The 18,737-nt window shown below is 55.4% G+C and carries 16 protein-coding genes and 1 tRNA gene; 4 read left to right on the top strand and 13 right to left on the bottom strand.

Annotated elements, in window-relative coordinates; all coding sequences use genetic code 11:
• Positions 1 to 4 precede the first annotated feature (4 nt).
• The 7 genes from CSQ93_RS09240 to CSQ93_RS09210 form a co-directional block, all read right to left on the bottom strand.
• Positions 5 to 1,747 (bottom strand): IlvD/Edd family dehydratase, encoded by a 1,743-nt coding sequence (locus CSQ93_RS09240; protein WP_035823649.1) that lies wholly within the window; start codon positions 1,745 to 1,747, stop codon positions 5 to 7.
• 195 nt (positions 1,748 to 1,942) lie between these two features.
• On the bottom strand, positions 1,943 to 3,013 hold the full coding sequence (locus CSQ93_RS09235) for an aldose epimerase family protein (RefSeq protein ID WP_099377792.1): 1,071 nt from the start codon (positions 3,011 to 3,013) through the stop codon (positions 1,943 to 1,945).
• A gap of 17 nt (positions 3,014 to 3,030) precedes the next feature.
• Complete coding sequence (locus CSQ93_RS09230) at positions 3,031 to 3,978, bottom strand: glycoside hydrolase family 43 protein (protein WP_099377791.1); 948 nt, start codon at positions 3,976 to 3,978, stop codon at positions 3,031 to 3,033.
• A gap of 24 nt (positions 3,979 to 4,002) precedes the next feature.
• Positions 4,003 to 5,355, bottom strand: coding sequence for an MFS transporter (locus tag CSQ93_RS09225; protein WP_099377790.1), 1,353 nt, complete (start codon positions 5,353 to 5,355; stop codon positions 4,003 to 4,005).
• 189 nt (positions 5,356 to 5,544) lie between these two features.
• On the bottom strand, positions 5,545 to 8,196 hold the full coding sequence (locus CSQ93_RS09220) for a TonB-dependent receptor (RefSeq protein WP_099377789.1): 2,652 nt from the start codon (positions 8,194 to 8,196) through the stop codon (positions 5,545 to 5,547).
• A 285-nt stretch (positions 8,197 to 8,481) separates the two neighbouring features.
• Positions 8,482 to 9,060 carry a PIN domain-containing protein gene (locus tag CSQ93_RS09215; protein WP_099377788.1) on the bottom strand — a complete coding sequence of 193 codons (579 nt, stop codon included), beginning with the start codon at positions 9,058 to 9,060 and terminating at the stop codon, positions 8,482 to 8,484.
• A complete protein-coding gene (locus CSQ93_RS09210; RefSeq protein ID WP_035823639.1) occupies positions 9,060 to 9,524 on the bottom strand; it encodes a helix-turn-helix domain-containing protein in 465 nt (154 codons plus the stop codon). The genes CSQ93_RS09215 and CSQ93_RS09210 overlap by 1 nt, the downstream gene beginning before the upstream one ends.
• Before the next feature lie 334 nt (positions 9,525 to 9,858).
• Here CSQ93_RS09210 and CSQ93_RS09205 point away from each other — a divergent pair, with 334 nt between their 5' ends.
• Positions 9,859 to 10,839 (top strand): site-specific integrase, encoded by a 981-nt coding sequence (locus tag CSQ93_RS09205; protein WP_099377787.1) that lies wholly within the window; start codon positions 9,859 to 9,861, stop codon positions 10,837 to 10,839.
• 27 nt (positions 10,840 to 10,866) lie between these two features.
• On the opposite strand, the gene CSQ93_RS09200 is transcribed toward CSQ93_RS09205, so the two are convergent.
• Both CSQ93_RS09200 and CSQ93_RS28800 read right to left on the bottom strand, forming a co-directional pair.
• Positions 10,867 to 11,625, bottom strand: coding sequence for a DUF4145 domain-containing protein (locus tag CSQ93_RS09200; RefSeq protein WP_099377786.1), 759 nt, complete (start codon positions 11,623 to 11,625; stop codon positions 10,867 to 10,869).
• An 80-nt stretch (positions 11,626 to 11,705) separates the two neighbouring features.
• Positions 11,706 to 12,206, bottom strand: a complete 501-nt coding sequence (locus CSQ93_RS28800) for a hypothetical protein (protein ID WP_233516118.1) — start codon at positions 12,204 to 12,206, stop codon at positions 11,706 to 11,708.
• A 130-nt stretch (positions 12,207 to 12,336) separates the two neighbouring features.
• On the opposite strand from CSQ93_RS28800, the gene CSQ93_RS28795 reads away from it, so the two are divergent.
• Positions 12,337 to 12,804, top strand: a complete 468-nt coding sequence (locus tag CSQ93_RS28795) for a hypothetical protein (RefSeq protein WP_158301182.1) — start codon at positions 12,337 to 12,339, stop codon at positions 12,802 to 12,804.
• 782 nt (positions 12,805 to 13,586) lie between these two features.
• Here the strand turns inward: CSQ93_RS28795 and CSQ93_RS29790 are convergent.
• Entirely contained in the window at positions 13,587 to 13,826 is a 240-nt protein-coding gene (locus CSQ93_RS29790; protein WP_099377785.1) for a type II toxin-antitoxin system MqsA family antitoxin, read from the bottom strand.
• Positions 13,798 to 14,352 (bottom strand): hypothetical protein, encoded by a 555-nt coding sequence (locus CSQ93_RS09190; protein ID WP_099377784.1) that lies wholly within the window; start codon positions 14,350 to 14,352, stop codon positions 13,798 to 13,800. Before CSQ93_RS09190 ends, CSQ93_RS29790 begins: the two co-directional genes overlap by 29 nt.
• 569 nt (positions 14,353 to 14,921) lie before the next feature.
• Here CSQ93_RS09190 and CSQ93_RS09180 point away from each other — a divergent pair.
• Positions 14,922 to 15,560 carry a hypothetical protein gene (locus tag CSQ93_RS09180; RefSeq protein ID WP_199534318.1) on the top strand — a complete coding sequence of 213 codons (639 nt, stop codon included), beginning with the start codon at positions 14,922 to 14,924 and terminating at the stop codon, positions 15,558 to 15,560.
• 105 nt (positions 15,561 to 15,665) lie between these two features.
• On the opposite strand, the gene CSQ93_RS09175 is transcribed toward CSQ93_RS09180, so the two are convergent.
• A tRNA-Arg gene (locus CSQ93_RS09175) sits at positions 15,666 to 15,741 on the bottom strand.
• Positions 15,742 to 15,940: 199 nt separating this feature from the next.
• On the opposite strand from CSQ93_RS09175, the gene CSQ93_RS09170 reads away from it, so the two are divergent.
• Positions 15,941 to 16,501 carry a c-type cytochrome gene (locus tag CSQ93_RS09170; protein WP_046681924.1) on the top strand — a complete coding sequence of 187 codons (561 nt, stop codon included), beginning with the start codon at positions 15,941 to 15,943 and terminating at the stop codon, positions 16,499 to 16,501.
• A 133-nt stretch (positions 16,502 to 16,634) separates the two neighbouring features.
• Here the strand turns inward: CSQ93_RS09170 and CSQ93_RS09165 are convergent, their stop codons facing one another.
• Complete coding sequence (locus CSQ93_RS09165) at positions 16,635 to 18,710, bottom strand: M13 family metallopeptidase (RefSeq protein ID WP_099377783.1); 2,076 nt, start codon at positions 18,708 to 18,710, stop codon at positions 16,635 to 16,637.
• Positions 18,711 to 18,737 lie beyond the last annotated feature (27 nt).

The following is an 18,737-nucleotide window of genomic DNA, read 5'->3' as shown; positions in this document are numbered from 1 at the left end:
CCGCTTAATGTGAGTGGCGCGGCACGGCGGAACCGCGATTGCCGACCAGGAAGTCGAAATCGCAGCCTTCGTCGGCCTGCAACACGTGTTCGATGTACAGCTGCTGGTAGCCGCTCTTCGGTCCGGGCGCGCTGCCCAGTTCGCGCTTCGCCAGACGCTCGGCGATTTCCGCATCGCTGATGTCGATGTTCAGGCTGCCGTTGTGGCAATCGAGGGCGATCATGTCGCCATCCCGGACGATGCCCAGCGGGCCGCCGGCCATCGCTTCCGGCGCCACGTGCAGGACGACGGTGCCGTAGGCCGTGCCGCTCATGCGCGCATCCGAGATGCGCACCATGTCGGTAATGCCTTGCGCCAGCAGTTTCGGCGGCAAGCCCATGTTGCCCACTTCGGCCATGCCGGGATAGCCTTTCGGGCCGCAATTTTTCATGACCAGCACGGAGTTCGCATCGACATCGAGATCCGGATCAACGATGCGGGCCTTGTAATGTTCGAAATCCTCGAACACGACAGCCTTGCCGCGGTGCTGCATCAGATGCGGCGAGGCGGCCGACGGTTTCAGCACGGCGCCGCGTGGCGCCAGGTTGCCGCGCAGCACGCAAATGCCGCCATCGGCCAGCAGCGGGTTGTCCAGCGTACGTACCACCTCGTCGTTGTAGATCGGCGCCTCGACGCAGTTGTCCCACAGCGACTTGCCGTTGACGGTCAGCGCATTCTTGTGCGGCAGCAAGTCGCCCTCGCCCAGGCGGCGTATCACGGCCGGCAAGCCGCCCGCGTAGTAAAACTCTTCCATCAGGAAACGACCCGACGGCAGCAAGTCGACGATGGTCGGCGTGCCGCGGCCTACCTTGGTCCAGTCTTCCAGCTCCAAAGGCACGCCGATGCGCCCGGCAATCGCTTTCAGGTGGATCACGGCGTTGGTCGAGCCACCGATGGCGGCGTTGACCTTGATGGCGTTTTCAAATGCTTCGCGCGTCAGCACTTTCGACAGGCGCAGGTCTTCATGCACCATTTCGACGATGCGGATGCCCGACATGTGCGCCAGCACGTAGCGGCGCGAATCGACGGCGGGAATAGCCGCGTTGTGCGGCAGCGAGGTGCCCAGCGCTTCCGCCATGCTGGCCATGGTCGAGGCCGTGCCCATGGTGTTGCAGGTACCGGCCGAGCGCGACATGCCCGATTCGGCCGACATGAACTGGTGCAAGGTGATGGAACCGGCCTTCATCTGCTCGTGCAACTGCCACACGGCCGTGCCGGAACCGATGTCCTTGCCGTTCAGCTTGCCGTTCAGCATGGGACCGCCGCTGACGACGATGGTCGGGATATCGACGCTGGCAGCGCCCATCAGCAGCGCTGGCGTGGTCTTGTCGCAGCCGACCAGAAGCACGACGGCGTCCATCGGATTGCCGCGGATCGATTCTTCCACATCCATCGACGCCAGGTTGCGCGTCAGCATGGCCGTCGGGCGCAAATTCGATTCGCCATTCGAGAAGACGGGGAATTCCACGGGGAAACCGCCCGCTTCCAGGATGCCGCGCTTGACGTGCTCGGCCAGTTGGCGGAAATGCGCGTTGCAGGGGGTCAGTTCGGACCAGGTATTGCAGATGCCGATGATGGGCTTGCCATGAAATTCGTGGTCAGGTATGCCCTGGTTTTTCATCCAGCTGCGGTACATGAAGCCATTCTTGTCCTGCGAGCCGAACCACTCGGCCGAGCGCAGGGCTACCTTCTTTTTTGTCTCAGACATGCCATTCTCCTGGTTGTGCCATGCCGGATCTAAGGTCGTCGGCCCGGGCAGCGATGTTGGAATACTAAAGAATCCTGCCATGCCTTTCCAATCAATTTTTAATGCGTTCCGATATCGAAAACGGTATCAGAAGGTCCCAATGAAAACGCCCTGCGGGCGCGTGGCGGCAGGGCGTGGGCTGTTTTGGCAGAGAGCTTACTCGGCGGAAAAGCGGTACACGGTTTGCGTCCGATATTCCTTACCCGGACGCAAGATGGTGTTCGGAAAGTGGGACTGGTTCGGCGCATCCGGGAAATGCTGGGTCTCCAGGCATAGCGCGCTGCGGTAGCTGTTGGCGCGCAGCTTGCCGGGCTGCCTGCCGTCGAGGAAATTGCCCGAATAAAACTGGACACCGGGCTCCTGTGTGTACACCTGCATCACCCTGCCCGATTGCGGATCGCGCACGGTGGCGGCCAGGTTCAGCCCGTGATCTGCCTGTTTATTGAGCACAAAGTTATGGTCGTAGCCGCGGCCGATGCGCAGCTGCTCATGCGGCAGGGCTATGCTGTCGCCGATAATGGTGCTCTGGCGCAAGTCGAACGGTGTGCCGGACACGTCCGCCAGTTCGCCCGTGGGTATCGACCCCGCGTCCACGGGCAGGTAGCGGTCCGCGTTGATGGACAGCTCATGGCCGAGGATATCGCCCTGCCCCGCCAGATTGAAATAGCTGTGGTTGGTCAGGTTGATCGGGGTGGCCTGGTCCGTGACGGCGTGGTAGCGCAGGCTCAGCGCGTTGTCGTTGTCCAGTTCGTACACGACGGTAACGTCCAGCTTGCCAGGGTAGCCGTCTTCGCCGTGCGGGCTGCTGCGCGTGAACGTGACGCCAACGACATCACCCCGGGTGAACGGCTCGGTATGCCACATGACCTGGTGAAAGCCCTGGTTGCCACCATGCAAGTGATTCGGCGCGTTATTGACGGCCAGCTGGTAATCCTTGCCATCGAGGCTGAAACGTCCCTCGGCGATGCGGTTGCCGTAGCGGCCGATGACGGCGCCGAGAAAAGCGCCGTTGGCCAGATACGGTTCGATGCGCTCGAAACCGAGCACTACGTCGGCAAAAGTGCCGTCGCGGTCCGGCACGTGGATTTCGCTGATGATGGCGCCAAAGTCGAGCACCCTGACTTGCATGCCCTGGCGGTTCGTCAGGGTAAATACGCTGACGGGCTGGCCATCAGGCAGGGTGCCGAACGGCGCTTGCGTCACTGAAACAGAATCAACTGGGGTCATGGCGTCGGGTCCAGGTTTTACAGGGTCGATGAGCGGCCAAACACGGGCATGCCTTGCGCATCCCAGCGCAGCGGTTTGACAAACGTGTGGCGGTCCGGGTTCCACAGCGGGTCGCCGACGATTTCCGTGTAGGTGCGGGCATGGTACACCAGCAAAACGCTGTCGCCGTCGTCGGCCGTCGTAAAGCTGTTGTGGCCGGGGCCGTAGATGCCGTGCTCATAGCAGGTGGCAAACACGGGCTCGGGCGACTTGCTCCACGAAAACGGGTCGAGCAAGTCGGCGGACTCGTCGGCCCACAGCAGACCCATCGCGTAGTTTTCATCGGTGGCGCTGGCCGAGTAGCTGATGAAGATCTTGCCGTTGCGCTTCAGCACGGACGGCCCCTCGTTGACCCAGAAGCCGCGGATTTCCCAGTCAAACTCCGGCTTGCTCAGCATCACGGGCGGGCCAGCCAGCTGCCACGGCGTGGCCATCGGCGCGATGTACAGGTTCGAATTGCCCTCGATGGCCACGTCTTTCTGCGCCCACAGGTAGTACAGCACGCCGTCGTGCTCGAACGTGGTGGCGTCCAGGCAGAAGGTGTCGATGCCCGTGTCGATCTGGCCCATGAATTCCCACGCGCCTTCGAGCGGATTCGCATGCGTATTGCGGATCGCATACATGCGGTGCTGGAACAGTTTATGTTTGATCTCGCGGCTCGGCGCGGCGGCGAAATACACATACCAGGCGCCCTGGTTGAAGTGCAGCTCGGGCGCCCACACCAGCTCGCTGTACGGCCCCGTTTCCGGCTTGTGCCACACGTCGACCGTTTGCGCGTCGGCCAGGCCGGCGATACTGTCGGCGCGGCGCAGTTCGATACGGTCGTACTGGGGCACGGACGCCGTAAAGTAATAGTAGCCGTCGCTGTGGCGGTAGATATGCGGGTCGGCGCGCTGTTCGATCAGCGGTTTCAAGACGTCTGCCATGTTGTTTACTCCATTCAATTATTCTTACGCGGCCACGTAGCCGCGCTTGTGCATTTCCGACTTGACGCCGCTGTAGTACGTATCGCTGATGCGGTATTTGAACATCAACAAGCCCATCAGCAAGTGAAAGAAGCCGGGGATGATCGACAGCATCAGGGCGATGCCGTTCAGGGCGAATTGCGTTTGCTCATGGTTGGGCTGGTAGTCGAAATACGCGAGCAGCACGCCCACCAGGCCGCCCGCCACCGCCATGCCCGCCTTCTGGCACACGGAAATGCCGCCAAAGGCGAAGCCGGAGACGCGCTTGCCCGTTTTCACTTGACCATAATCAATGGTTTCCGCGATGGCCGACCAGAATACGGGCGCATGCAAGTCCACCACGAAGGAGAGCAGGAAATACAGGGCGAAGGCCAGCACGGTATCGCTCGGTTTTACCAGGAAATAGATCGCCAGGCTGATCAGCGCGACGCCGATCTGCGTGTAGCGGAACAGTTTTACCTTGCAATAAAACTTGGTGATCCAGGTCGAGGCGATCATGGCCAGGATGGCGGCCACCACGCCCGTGGTCAAAAAGGCGGCGACAGTTTCCGTGCTGCCGCCCAGATAGTATTTCGCGTAATAAATGGCGACGGAGCCGCGTACGACATAGCCGATGGTGCCCGTGACGCACACGCCGCACAGCACCAACCATTGGTCGTTTTGCAGCAGCACTTTCAATTGATCGAGCAGCGATTGCTTTTCCACCACGTGCACGACCCTCTCGGTGGTGGAGAAATAGCAGAACAGGAACAGGGCAACGCCCATGACGGCCATTACGGCCATGGCTGCCTGGTAGCCGACGGCCGGATTGCCGCCGCCCCAGCGCTGCGACAGGATGGGTACGACGATGGTCACCATGAAGGCGCCGATCTTGGCGAAGAACAAGCGGTAGCCGTTGGCCGACAGGCGGTCCTGCGGGTCGCTGGTCAGGCCGCTGATCAGGGAAATGTAGGGGATGCCCACGCCGGCCGTCATGATGGTCATCAAAATATACGTCGAATATGCCCAGATCAGCTTGGCGTCATACTGCCACTCGGGCGTGCTGAAGACAAAGAAGACGCTGACGCCATACGGCACGGCCAGCCACAGCAGATACGGCCGGTAGCGGCCCGAGGCAAAGCTGTAGCGGTCGGTGATCTGGCCCATGACCAGATCGGCGATGGCGCCGATGACTTTCACGGCCACAAACAGCAGGGCCAGGTCGGTGGTTTTCAAGCCATAGATATCGGTATAGAAAAAGGTGATGATCAGCATCATCGACGAAATGACGACATTGAGCGCCATGTCGCCGGCGCCGAAGCCGACCTTTTCAACGGTAGATAATTTTTGCGTCTCCATGCTTTCCGTCCATTCTTTTTATGATGAATCGTGCGTGACTGCCCAACTGACAGGGGCGTTGCCGGCCGAAACCATGGCAACGCCCTTGGATACTGCTTTTTTCACTCATGTAAAACGTTCAGGGCAAGGCGCGTTGCCGAAGACAGTACGAGGAGTACGGCAAGGCAATGCAACGCAGCCATGGACGTTTTACATTTTCCAGCGCAGGGATAACCCGACTGTCCGGTCATAGCGTCGCGTATCGCGCGCATACACGCCCGGCTCGTTCCAGTAATCCTTGAACTTGGTGTCGAGCAAGTTATTACCATCGAGGGTCACGGTGAACTGGTCGTTGATCTTGTACGACAACGAACCGTCGAGCTGGGCTGTGGCCGCCACTTTCAGGTCCAGGCCGGGGCCGCCCTGGTTGTAGCTGTCGATGAATTTCGAGCGCCAGTTGTAGGCCAGGCGACCCGACCACGCATCTTTTTCGTACAGCAGCACCAGGTTGTAGGCATAGCGCGATACGCCCGTGATGGCATGGCTGCCCGTCTCGTCGTCCGTGGTACCGCTCATGTAGGTGCCGTTCGCTTGCAAGCCCAGGCCGCTCAACAAGCCCGGCAAGCCGTCATAAAACTGCTGGTAGCCAATTTCCAGGCCCTGCAGCTTGCCGGCCGCCGTGTTGTACGGGCGGTCCACGTCGTAGGTCTTGCCGGCGATGGTTTCGCTGGAAATGCGTTGCTGGATATAGCCGTCGAACTTGTGGTGGAAGACGGTGGCCGTGACGGAACCGGCTGGCGCGAAATACCATTCCAGCGCGGCATCGACATTGTCGCCCGTGACCGGTTTCAAGTTTGGATTGCCGCCCGCGCCTGTCGCTTTCACCGTTTCCGTCGAGTTGACGAGGGCCACACCCGGGTTCAGCTGGGAAAAGCCGGGGCGGCTGATGGTGCGGCCCGCAGCGAAGCGGCCGACCAGGTCGCCGCGCAGCTTGATTTTCAGGGCCACGCTCGGCAGCACATCGGTGCTGGCCGTGTCGCTGATGACAGGCGTGTAGACGCCATCTTGCGAACTGTTGCCTTGCAGACTTTGCTCGGTGCGCACGACGCGCACGCCCAGGGTGCCGTCGACGGGATATTCGGCCAGCTTGAAGGCGATTTTCGCCTTGGTATAGATGGAATACGTCTTTTCCGTATCCTTGAAGAATGAGCCTGGGTCCATGGCGCGCGCCGCGCTGCTGCCCGTGACGGCTTCGCGGATGGTGCCCGTGTTATTGAGCAGGAAGCTGGCGCACGGCGTGTACCATTGCTTCAAGCCATAGTCGGAGCCGCCACTGGACATCGGTTCCGACAGGCAATTGAGGCCGGGAATCGACGTCACGCTCTGGCGGCTGAACGGAAACGCGGCACCGGACACGTCCGGTGCTTCCGCATTGCCCTCGAAACTCTTGATCGATTCGGCCTCGCGCTTCACGCCGCGCAGGCCGACGCTGATTTCCTTGAAGATACCGCCGGCACTCGGCGTGTACGCCAGATCGGCGCGCACGTCGTTCGAGCTGCCCTGATCCCGGCCGTAACGGTCGAAAAAGCCCTTCAGATAGTAATTCGACGGGTCTTGCAAATCGATGCCCGTGTAGTCGACGTGCAAGGTGCCGTTCTGGTTGGTATTGATGCGGGCATTCGGCACGACGGTGATGGCATCGAGAATCGGGTTGCGCCAGGCATAGGTGCTTTTGGTGCTGGCCACTTCCGACGTGAAACGCCATTCCGGGTTGATATCCCACAAGCCACCCACGGCAAATTGATGCGTCTTCGTCTGGTTCTTGTTCGCCTGCGTTGACATGATGGTGTTGACGTTGGTGGAAGTGAGCGTTTGCAACTGGTCGGTGCCGGGAATCTTTGTGGCCGACACGGGCGTGCCCCACCATGGCAAGCCGACAAAGTAATCGGACTCGGCATCGAGCAGGAAGCGCGTGGCCATGCCTTCCGCGTACAGTTCGACGTCGGCGTTCGGGCGCCATTGCAGCACGGCATTGGCGGTCGTGCGGCGGCGGTCGCCCTTGATCGGCAACAAGCCCACCTGATCCGGCCCCGTCAAACCGGGCAACAGGAAACTTTTATCCACAGGCGCCGTATTGAATGCGCGCTCTTCGTGGTAACGGTGCTGCTGCTGCGACAAGCCCAACAGCGCACCCACTTCGCCGATGCCCGTCTTCCAGCGGTTAGCCACCATGCCGCTGATGTTCGGGTCCGTGGCTTTCGATTTGTCGCTGTAGACGGCGCGCGTATTCACGCTGGCCGTGAAATCCTTGAAGTCGAACGGACGGTTGGTGCGCACGTCGATGATGCCGGCCACGCCGCCTTCGACCTGGTCCGCGCCCTGCGACTTGTACACGTCCACGCGCTGCAGCATGGTGGCGGGAATGTCGGCCAGGTTGACGTAGCGGCCCGTGGTGGTGAACAGTTCGCGGCCATTGAGCAGGGTCGTGACATCGCGCAAGCCGCGGATCATGACGGCGCTGGCCTCGCCCGAATCGCGGCGGATCTGGATGCCGGAAATGCGCGCCAGGGTTTCGGCCACGTTGTTATCGGGGAATTTGCCGATATCGTCGGCCACGATGGAATCGATGACCTGGTCCGAACGCATCTTGATCTGCTGCGAATTTTGCGCCGAGCGGCGCACGCCGCTGACGGTCACGACCGACACTTCCGCAGCCGGCTCGGCACTGGCGTCCGCCGCCTCCTGCGCCCAGACCGATGCCGTGCTCAGCAAGCCAATACCGGCCAGTGCCGCAACGGCTGCCTTCAAGGTGAATGGACGAGGGGAAGTGGCCGCGAGCGGGCCGGTGGCGTTGCGCATCATGAATCTCCAGATATTGTATTGATATTTTTTATGTCGCTTGCATGTCGTTCGCATGCTCGGCGTTTATCTTAGGGGCTGGGCGATAATCTCTCCAATCAATTTTTCCACTGTTTCGATATCAATATTGATATCGGCGCTGGAAGGACTTTGGAGGTTGCAAAGCGACAACGGCAGGGGCGTCAGGGATGTTTCAGGCAGGATCATGCCTGAAAAAACGGCAGTTCAAGCCTCAGAAAAACGCAGGCATGTATTTCAAGGGTAGCAGCGGAGCGATGGGAGCGGGCGCTAGAGCAAGGCAATCGCGGAACGCAGCAACTTGCCCAGTTGCGGCAAGCCTTGCGCTTCGTAAGTGGCAATCAGTTCGGCGGCGGATCTGGTTGGTTTTCGCAATCGCGCCCGGTTTTCCTTGACGACACTGAGCATGCGTATCGGCGCGAGTTCATACTGCGCCACCAGAAAATCATCGGGGTGCAAGACTTCAATGTTGTGCCCTCGCATGATCGCGTCCGGGAAGTCTTTGAGATTGAATGTGACGATAGCGTCTGCATGCCCCACGATGGCTGCCGCCAACACGTGCCGGTCGTCGGCATCGGGCAAGACCAAGGCATCAATCAGATATTCGTATGACTCGATTACGCCGTCCCCCACTGCCTCGGCCATCAGCGCGCTGGTGCGCGCCAAGGCCGAAGGGTCCAGATCAGGCCGCTTGAGCAGCAAGTTGCGCTGCCACTCCTCCTGTATCTGCGCAGTCCAGCGTGCGCTGAAGATACCGTCCGCCGCCAAACTCAGCAATAAATCGCGCAAGGGTGCCGGGTACAACACACAGGCATCGAGGACGGCAGTGTAACGGTAGTATCCGGCCATCAGTACCCCAGTTCAAGCTCCTGCGCCTGATCTGCCAAGGCCTGCAAGGCCTGTTGCGAACGCCGTTTGCGCTCATCCTTGTATTGCACCACATCCTCAAAGCGCAACCGGCGGTGCGTACCCACCTTATGATGGGGAATCTTCCCAGCCTCGAGCAGACGCACCAGATAAGGCCGCGACATATTCAAATACATCGCCGCTTCCTGCGTCGTCACATCATGTTCCTTCGGCATGACCGTCACGGCCTTACCTTGCGCCAGGGTACCCAAGACATCGGCAAACAGGCGCAACACATTCGGCGGCAAGCGCAGCAAGGGGGCATCGCCCAAGTCTTGCGCTCCCTCTTCCAGAACGGCAATCTGCACGGCACGCGAATGATCCAGCGCACTGACCAGGCAGCGCTGCGCCGCTTTCGCCAGTTCCAGGTCTTCTTTATTTTCCAGACGATCGATTACATTCGACATGGCATTCCTCCCTGCTTTTCATTCAAGCTTACGAGTCAAACGCAATAAACGCAACCAAAATAGTATAACAATGTGTGCAGGAACAAGCACGACACGGCGCCTTGACGGCAAGTCGAACAGACACAGGGCCAGCCATCAACTGCGAACAGAGGGGGAATAATTGAGGGAAACGACGGGGGACATCTTGGTGCGGCTGGCGGGGATCGAACCCACGACCCTTGGCTTCGGAGGCCCAAATTAGCACTAGCATCCATGGGCATTAGCGATATATTTTACCTTTCTTGGCACAATTTTGGCACACTGTTGCCTTATTCTAACGTTGCCAACAGATCCCATGCCAACCATCCGCAAAAAAGGCGAAGGCCAGTACCACGTACAAATTCGTAAGCGCGGCTACCCTACTCAAACTAAGACCTTCACCAAGGAAGCCGATGCCAAACGCTGGGCAACCATCATTGAGTCCGAAATGGAGCGCGGCGTGTTCGTTTCTCGCACTGAAGCTGAAGCGACGCTGGTCAAAGACGTGCTTCAACGATTCGCCACTGAAGTACTCCCGACCAAGCGCAGCGAACAGTCCGACAAATCTCGCATCAAAACATTGGTGGAAGCATTTGGAGATTACCGCCTGGCCAGTCTGAATTCAACTCAAGTTGCAAGGTTTCGTGACCAACGCTTGAAGGTCGTCGGACCCCAGTCCGTGATTCACGAAATCAACCTGTTGAACCGAGTACTTAAAACGGCAACTATGGACTGGGGCATCTCCCTTCCTGGAGGCTTACCAACTGCTCAAGTACGTAAGCCAGCCAAGCCTCGCGGTCGTGATCGTAGGGTAACGGAAGAGGAAATTAGCAAGATTTTAGAAATCACTGGCTCCGCAGAATTGCAAACAATTGTTATCTTGGCGGTCGAAACAGGTATGCGCCGAAGCGAGCTGGCCTCGTTGTCCTGGAACGAAGTTGACTTAAAAAAACAAACGGTACATCTACCAAAGACAAAGACAGATGTACCTCGCACGGTTCCACTGTCGAAAGCTGCAATCAAGGCGTTAAAAGACTTTGGTTCAAAGAATGAAGGAAAGATATTCACACTACGAGCTGAGTCTATGAGTCAAGCATTTGAAAGAGCTTGCGAACCTCATCGAGGCAACATAATCGGACTAAGATTTCATGACTTACGCCACGAAGCAACAAGTAGATTTTTTGAAAAAGGGTTGAACGTAATGGAGGTAGCGACTATAACCGGTCATAAAACTTTGGACATGTTGAAGCGCTATACGAATTTACGCGCAGAAGATATAGCACAGAAATTAAATTAAAAGATATTTTCAAGTAGATTTTAGATTTCATTTTTTATGTTTTGCTTGCATTTTTGCAGAAATAGCTGCCACCTCTGCAGAGCGATTTTCGAATAACTCCATCAGAGCATGCTCGATAATATCAAAAGCATCCAATAAGTCATCCTGAGTAACTCCACTCCCCCAGAGCGAGCCAGAATGACTGCCTGAGTTCCCAAGGGATTTCAAAGCCATCAATATTTGACCGACATTTTTATTTGTCTCTTCAAATAATTTTATACGGTCATGCAATTTTATATCAAACCGATTACCATTTTTTGCTGTTCCTTCTTTATCCACACCAAGATCATCAAGTAACCTTTCAATTGAAACACGAATTCGACCAGCGCAGGCCTCTCTGTTCAACCAGAAAAGTGGAAAGGTGGCAGTAAGCTCAGCAGTAATAGCCCATGGAGTCGCCTTGGGAATTTTTATTATTTTTGGCATTGGAAAACAGTACTTCGGCAAAAAATACTCTGTCCAGCACTGCTCACCATCTGCATCTACATCTGGCTCATTTCCACCTATTCCAGAAATACAAAATTTCTGCTGGCATTTTTCATTGTCGCACACTGCCCATGTAGAGAAACCATACACACGATTTTCAGGATGAAAATAATCATCGTTCACTTCATTTTTTGATCTCTGTGTTTCATGCGAAGTAAATAAATCTTTAATTAATTTAGCTCGCCCAACCTCACATTCAGGACAAATCCATTGAGGACAATGATTTCTTGAAACACCAGATTTCCAGATATATCTTTCCATTTCACACCCTAATTATCACAGCAAAAATTAAAGTAGACAAAAAATCTATATAAAAATTATTACGCGGGAATGATTCTATTCTAAGGTTTAGTACGCACAACCCCTACAATTACATTCATATCTAACGGAACCTCACCCCGAATAAATTCGACTTTATCTACAGTACTTAAATCTACATCGTGTTCCCATAAATCAGTACGAGATTTAGGCATCACTAACAATATTTCTTCTTTATCCCTGACAAGAGGTTCAAATGAAACTCGCCGAACAATAATATGAGCGATTAGCTTTTTCTCCTCTTCACGAATTGTGACCTTACAGCCAATCCCATGCTCTAAAGGTACGGCTAAAAGCCCACCGTCAGGTTTACGAAATGCAGCCCCATCAATGTAGTTTCGATAAGAGGTGATTCCTGGCATCGAACTAAACTCATGATCATTAACTGCGCAGTATGGCGATATATACATGCCATTATGTTCAATTATTTGTGCATGTGTCGAAATGGAAAATATTAATACAGATAAAGCAACAATAAATTTTTTCAAAAAATTTCTCCAAGGAAATAAATAGGGTATCTTCACGACTGGTCATTGTCAAGTGAGCTACTTTGCCAAATACTCAGAAAAAACCTCAACATCTAGATTTTTTTATATTTTTCTTAAGAGACGCTATCATTAGGCATGCACGCCGATAGCCGAGAGGAACATACACATGATTAAAAGAGCAAACTCAACATCAAATGGAAATCTGCGATTTTCCTCCATAACAACATTAGAGCGCAGTCTAGATGGAACGGACGAGAGATTTGCTGAGTACTACTTCGCTATTTATCACTGTTCGCCCGATGAGCCAGCAGAGATCAATGATCTTCGTAAGCAGCTACGGCGAGAGTACCCAACCAACGCGATACCAGTTGGCAACTATTTTGTGCTCGATGGTGAGCCGGCATACCTGGCTCTTGTTGCCTATCATCAAGCGATGATTGATAGTACAACGCTCAGCGAAGAATTTCGCGAGTACATGTCTGAATGCTTGGAGAGAATAACGGTAAGGCATCGTAGAAGCCAATCCCTTTCCATCAACTTGCTTGAAGGTCAGCTAAGCCATGATCCCCGGCTAGAATTTCTTACTTGCATTGCCATTGGTAACGGTCAAATACTTCAGACAGACATACCGTGAAACATGTAAAACTTGCCTCTCTGAGCCTGATCCAGTAGACCACCTCCATCACACCTTTCTCAACCGTCCCGCACAGTCAACGGTGTACGTAGCTCCCGCTTGTTCGACTCAAGTACCGTACCCGACTCGACGCGGTCGTATGACTGTTGAGTGGAACCATTCTGGTTCGTCATGATAGCTCCCAAAATGGTGAGTCACGAGCCTGATACGAAACGCGCAGTCTTGCCTGACCGCGCACACTGGTAATGGTGACGTAACAACTGTGGCGTCAAGGTAGGCTTTTATACAAACTACGCCATACAACTACCTTCGATACAGCAAAATTTTGCACGGATACGGGCATCAAAATGCACTATGCATGCAATGTAGTTCCTGTAGTGAGGTAGCTCGTTTCACTGCTGCGACCTGACGATTGAAAAATGCGACTACCGCGCTGTACAGAAATTTTAGCGGCTAAAATTTTCCTATTGGCTAAAGGCGCGTCAGTTCCATCACAAGGACAAGTTGTGATGTGCTCCTACTTTTGCTCCTTGAATCTTCGCAGTACTGAACCCAAAGCCTGCGACAACCACCGGCCGGCATCGTCGCTGGCCGGGACGACCGGCCAAAACGCTCCTACATGCCACCGTGAGGCAAAAAGGGTTCCGCTTCGCTCCAGCCCTCGCGGGCCTCAAATCGCCCTTTTTTCGGTACGCAAGGACCAAAGCTGGCAAGCAATATACGATCCGCGTAGGGTAGTGACTCCTCTTTACCTATCAACGTCATGTCCAGCCAACCAAGCGCTACAAGGTGCAGTCGCGACCCGCATACAGGTCACAGGAGACCTTTGAAAGGTCACACGTCGACTTGCGCCGCCCTTCAACGACCCTCTTCCGAAAAACAAGCATAAGGTCCTCAAGACGCACAGTATGCTCATCACACGTCACAACATCATCACATTCTGGGCAAAACAACCCCTTTACGGTAGGAATCAAGGTCTCATATCCATCCCACTCATATCGCCAGTCTCTTGTGCCTGGCACTAGCCCCGGCTATCGACACTGAAACTTTGTCCTTCAATGCAGATACGAAAAGGTCGAGCGCAGCCTGTTCATTGTCAGACTTTCCTACCTCATACACGTACCCCTTGATAAGAACCTCTCCAGCTGGAGTGTCCAGTTGCGTCAGCAACTTGCGTAGCTTGTCAGCTTCCTTGTCTGTACCAGAGAAAATTAAAAAATCATCACCAGTGCTGGCACGGAACGTAGTGCCAGAGGAGGCGGAAGATTGCACCATGGGCGCTTGATTTGATTGACCAGATTGATTTGATCTATCCTCACCGCCAACAGCCAGCGCCGGTGCAGAAGTTCGCTTATTTGCGAACACACCTCGAACGAGAGTCGAGGTCAACTCGACCAGATAACCTACCTCACGATACTCGGGACGGAAGATCACCGTCGCTGTAAATTCCTCAGCTTCGGCTTTTTTCTCTGCCTTCTTACAGACTACAGTTACACCGCTCTCCATCGTAGCTGAATAGCCGTAAACATCTAGGAGCATACCGAGCATGACAGAATCGAGAATCCGCGCATCATCTGCTTGCTCCTACACCTGTCGACTGCACTAGAGGTTGCCCTGAAAATGTCGTGATGCGTTGTCCATTCACATCACCTTGAAGCATCAAACCGCTACCCACGAATAGCTCTGGTGACTCGTAGTGCATTCGTCCGGTTGCATCCGCTATCACGATGTAACGCCGCCACCCCACATAGACCTCACCGGCAACGCGTACGTGCACAACCATCCCAGGTGTGGCACTGACTGGCTTAACGACAAATTTTTCGAGCCAAGTTGACACGTCCTCTATACGCCAGAGCAGACGCTTATTGCCCGGCAGTCGGCAAATTGGAGGCAATGTCGTTGGATTACGCGAAGCATCACTACGGACGCTAGAAGGCGACTTGTGAATCAGCTCCGCCAACTGATCTACGCTCAACAAGGTTAATTTCATGTGAAAGTGAATAGTCTTCTGAATGGTGTATATTTTCTACATGGTGTATGAAATATACACTGTATTGCATTTCGTTGCAACATAACCTCAAACTCGTCACAATTCGTACATACAAAGGACAAGACGAATGACCAGAACGAATAAAGATGTTGAGTTGAGCGAACGTCTTCGCCAGCAGATCGAACATCGATTTGGTGATCGAGGAAAATTTAGGTTGCTGGAAGAGGCAAGCGGGATTCCCGCATCAAGATGGAAGAATTTCTTCTACAAAAAGCAAGAGGCAACCTCACCACTGATTGAATTTTGGACAACAAAATTTCCGGAAGATGAAAGTTGGATCCTGGAAGGCGTGAAAAGACCAAGCAAGGAGGACTTCCCCTTCTTGACTAGTCCTCCGACACGCCGGCAAGGAGAGACAATGGGCGACCGACTAAACTGGGTAATAGCCGAATGGGCATCCCCTAAAGGAGATTCACTTTTTGCCTATCTCCAGGAGCGGTCGAAAGATGAGATTGCAGCTGAGGAGTGGAAGGCGGTTTTTTTAGGAAAAGCACAACCAACAGCGGAAATGATCGCGTTGGTATGCTCATCACGTCCACACTTCACGCAGTGGGTGCTGTTGGGCTCAGTGATGTCGAAAATAGAAGTAAATCCAACAGACAAAGCTTCAATAGAACGCTGGAAGGAATTTCAGAGTCAAGAGTGGAATACGTTACAAAAAATGATATTGAAGAGCCGAGAGAAAGAGCAACAACAGGGGCCGTAAACGTTGGCACAATTTTGGCACAAGGAGTGTGCCAAAATATGCGAAATAACGCCTTACATCGCAAAGCAATGCAGCAACTAAGTAGTTGATTTTTTGGAGAAAAACTGGTGCGGCTGGCGGGGATCGAACCCACGACCCTTGGCTTCGGAGGCCAATACTCTATCCACTGAGCTACAGCCGCGTAGGGGGAATTTCTGAAGTGATGCGAAGGATACCGTTTTTCTTTACCTACGTCTACGGAAACTGTCGTATCGCTGGCAATTGCATGTCGCTGCTCAATTTTTGTGCCTATAATTGTGGGTTTCATAAAGGTTTACATACAAGCATGTAAAAATGCTACCTTACACGGCCATCAGTTTCAAATCTGGACTAAGGACATCATGAGCGACGCACATAACGAACAACAATCAGCGATCAAAACGCCTAAACAATTGCTTGCCGCCGTAGCTGGCTTCTTCCTCATCACCGTCATCGGCATCATCCTGCTGGTGCAGTTCGTCACGGCGCAAAAACTGACGGGCGCCGGTACGGACAGCCAGTCGCCGGAAGCCATTGCCGAGCGCTTGAGCCCGGTGGCCAATGCCGGCTTTACCTTCAAGGATGCCAGCGGTCCGAAAGTGCTGCAAAGCGGCGAAGCCGTGTACACGGCGACCTGCGTGGCGTGCCATGGCGCCGGCGTGGCCGGTGCACCGAAATTTGGCGACGCGGGCAGCTGGTCGGCCCGTCTGGCCCAGGGCTACGATACGGTCCTGAAACACGCCATCGAAGGCTTGCGCGCGATGCCTGCCAAGGGCGGCAATCCCGACCTCGACGATGTGGAAGTAGCGCGCGCCGTCGTCTACATCGCCAACGCGTCGGGCGGCAAATTCAAGGAACCGGAAGTGCCGGCACCGGCCGCTGCCGCGGATGGCGCTGCTCCTGCCGCAGAACCTGCCAAGTAAGCAACGTGCAGTATCAAGGAACCGCCCGGATGGGCGGTTTTTTTTTACCCGCAATTTGCGCCAGATCAAACGACGTAAAAAAGCCGCCCGGCTTGCGCGGGGCGGCTGGCAACTTATACCTGGGACAAGCGTCTTACCACATGATGACGCGGTCTTTTGGTGGCAGATACATCTTGTCGCCCGGTTTCACGTCAAAGGCTTGATAGAAGCCGGGCTGGTTGCGCATGGTGCCGTTGGCGCGGAACTGGCCTGGCGAGTGCGGATCTGTTTTCAGCAAGACCAGTTGCTGCGCTTCGCGCATCTTCATGCGCCATACCTGGGCAAAGCCAGCATAAAAACGCTGCTCGCCCGTGAAACCGTCAATGACGGGGGCTTTCTTGCCGTTCAGCGACAATTTATACGCTTTGTACGCGATCGCCACGCCGGAATTGTCGGCGATGTTTTCGCCCAGGGTCAGCTCGCCGTTGACGAAGTGGTCCTTGACGGGGCTGAAGCTGTTGTACTGCGCCACCAGCTGCTTGGTTTTCTTGGCGAAGTTTTTATGGTCTGCCTTGGTCCACCAGTCGCGCAGGTTGCCGTCGCCGTCGTACTGGGCGCCCTGGTCGTCGAAGCCATGGCTGATTTCATGGCCGATCACGCCGCCGATGGCGCCGTAGTTGACGGCGTCGTCCGCGTTGGCGTCAAAGAACGGCGCTTGCAGGATGGCGGCCGGGAAGACGATTTCGTTCATTTCCGGGTTGTAATAGGCGTTCACGGTCTGCGGCGTCATGCCCCACTCGTCGCGGTCGATGGGCTGGCCCAGCTTGTTCAATTCGCGGTTGTAGTTGAGCAGGTGTGAACGCTGGATGTTGCCGATCAAATCGTCCGACGCCACCGTCAGGCCCGAGTAATCACGCCATTTGTTCGGATAGCCGATCTTGGTGGTGAACTTGGCCAGCTTGATTTGCGCCTGTTTCTTGGTGACAGGGCTCATCCAGTCGAGCTTGTCGATGCTTTGCTTGTACGCCGTCATCAGGTTTTTCACCAGCGCTTCCATGCGCACCTTGCGCTCGGCCGGGAAATATTGTTCCACGTACAGCTGGCCCACGGCTTCGCCCAGCGCGCCTTCGACGGCGCCCACACCGCGTTTCCAGCGCGGACGCATTTCCGTCACGCCCGTCAGGGTGGTGCCATAGAAGGCGAAGTTTTCATCGACATACGCTTTTGGCAGGTAGCCTGCGTTAGCGTGCAGCAAGTGCCATTGGAAGTATGCTTTCCACGTTTCCAGCGGCGTCTTGTTGGCGATCTCGGCAAAGCCTTTCAGGTAGCTGGGCTGGCTGACGATCACGTAATTGACCTTGCCTGCAATGCCCGTATCCTTCAGGTAGCGGGCCCAGTCGTAGCCTGGCGCCACGGCGGCCAGTTTCGCCAGTTCCACCTTATTGTAGGTCTTGACGGGATCACGATTCTGCACATTGCTCCATTGCGCCTTGGCCAGTTCCGTTTCCAGCGCCAGGATGGCCTTGGCATTGGCGGCCGCGTTCGCATCACCTGCCAAACTGAGCATTTTTTCCACGTGGGCCAGGTACTTGGCGCGCGTGTCGGCCTTGCCTGCTTCCAGGTAGTAATCGCGGTCAGGCAAGCCCAGGCCGCTTTGCACGATGTCGGCCACGTATTTGGTGGAATCCTTGGCGTCCTGGTGGATGGCGAAGTCGTAAGGCGAGGTCACGCCCAGCTTGCTGAAGTGCGCGATGACGGCCGGCAATTCCGCCTTGTCCTGCAGCGCGGCGATCTTCGCCAGCTCCGCGTTCAAAGGGGTCAGGCCCAGGCTTTCCAGCTTGGCTTCGTCCATGAAGCTGTTATAAAAATCACCGATTTTCTGCGCATTCGAACCGGCCGCGCGGGCTTTGTCAGCGGCAGCGCCTTCAACGATGCCGCGCAGCTGCGTTTGCGTATCGTCGGCCAGCTTGGCAAAGCTGCCCCAGCTCGACTTGTCGGCTGGAATGACGGTTTCCGCCAGCCATTTGCCATTCAGGTGCTGGAACAAATCGTCCTGCGCGCGCACGGCAGGGTCGACGTATTCGACGGCGATGCCGGACGTCAGCGCCGCGGCGGCGACGGCCGTGGCGGGAGCGGCAGCAGCTTTCTTCGCAGAATCAGCGGCGCCAGCCATGCCGGACACGCCGGCCAGCAAACTCAGGGTCAATGCACTTAACAAATAACGATTCACGGTTGTCCTCTATATTGTATTGTGTGG

This window comes from Janthinobacterium sp. BJB426 (genome assembly GCF_002735705.1).
Taxonomy (GTDB): domain Bacteria; phylum Pseudomonadota; class Gammaproteobacteria; order Burkholderiales; family Burkholderiaceae_D; genus Janthinobacterium.
The sequence above is the reverse complement of the archived record's forward strand: the minus strand, read 5'-3'. Positions and strand labels throughout refer to the sequence as shown.

Excerpts from the sequence above, each read along its gene's own strand:
- CSQ93_RS09235 (WP_099377792.1), bottom strand. The coding sequence starts at position 3,013 with ATGACCCCAGTTGATTCTGTTTCAGTGACGCAAGCGCCGTTCGGCACC.
- CSQ93_RS09215 (WP_099377788.1), bottom strand. The coding sequence starts at position 9,060 with ATGGCCGGATACTACCGTTACACTGCCGTCCTCGATGCCTGTGTGTTG.
- CSQ93_RS09230 (WP_099377791.1), bottom strand. The coding sequence starts at position 3,978 with ATGGCAGACGTCTTGAAACCGCTGATCGAACAGCGCGCCGACCCGCAT.
- CSQ93_RS09205 (WP_099377787.1), top strand. The coding sequence starts at position 9,859 with ATGCCAACCATCCGCAAAAAAGGCGAAGGCCAGTACCACGTACAAATT.
- CSQ93_RS09210 (WP_035823639.1), bottom strand. The coding sequence starts at position 9,524 with ATGTCGAATGTAATCGATCGTCTGGAAAATAAAGAAGACCTGGAACTG.
- CSQ93_RS09240 (WP_035823649.1), bottom strand. The coding sequence starts at position 1,747 with ATGTCTGAGACAAAAAAGAAGGTAGCCCTGCGCTCGGCCGAGTGGTTC.
- CSQ93_RS09170 (WP_046681924.1), top strand. The coding sequence starts at position 15,941 with ATGAGCGACGCACATAACGAACAACAATCAGCGATCAAAACGCCTAAA.
- CSQ93_RS09220 (WP_099377789.1), bottom strand. The coding sequence starts at position 8,196 with ATGATGCGCAACGCCACCGGCCCGCTCGCGGCCACTTCCCCTCGTCCA.
- CSQ93_RS09190 (WP_099377784.1), bottom strand. The coding sequence starts at position 14,352 with ATGCTCGGTATGCTCCTAGATGTTTACGGCTATTCAGCTACGATGGAG.
- CSQ93_RS09200 (WP_099377786.1), bottom strand. The coding sequence starts at position 11,625 with ATGGAAAGATATATCTGGAAATCTGGTGTTTCAAGAAATCATTGTCCT.
- CSQ93_RS09225 (WP_099377790.1), bottom strand. The coding sequence starts at position 5,355 with ATGGAGACGCAAAAATTATCTACCGTTGAAAAGGTCGGCTTCGGCGCC.
- CSQ93_RS28795 (WP_158301182.1), top strand. The coding sequence starts at position 12,337 with ATGATTAAAAGAGCAAACTCAACATCAAATGGAAATCTGCGATTTTCC.
- CSQ93_RS09180 (WP_199534318.1), top strand. The coding sequence starts at position 14,922 with ATGACCAGAACGAATAAAGATGTTGAGTTGAGCGAACGTCTTCGCCAG.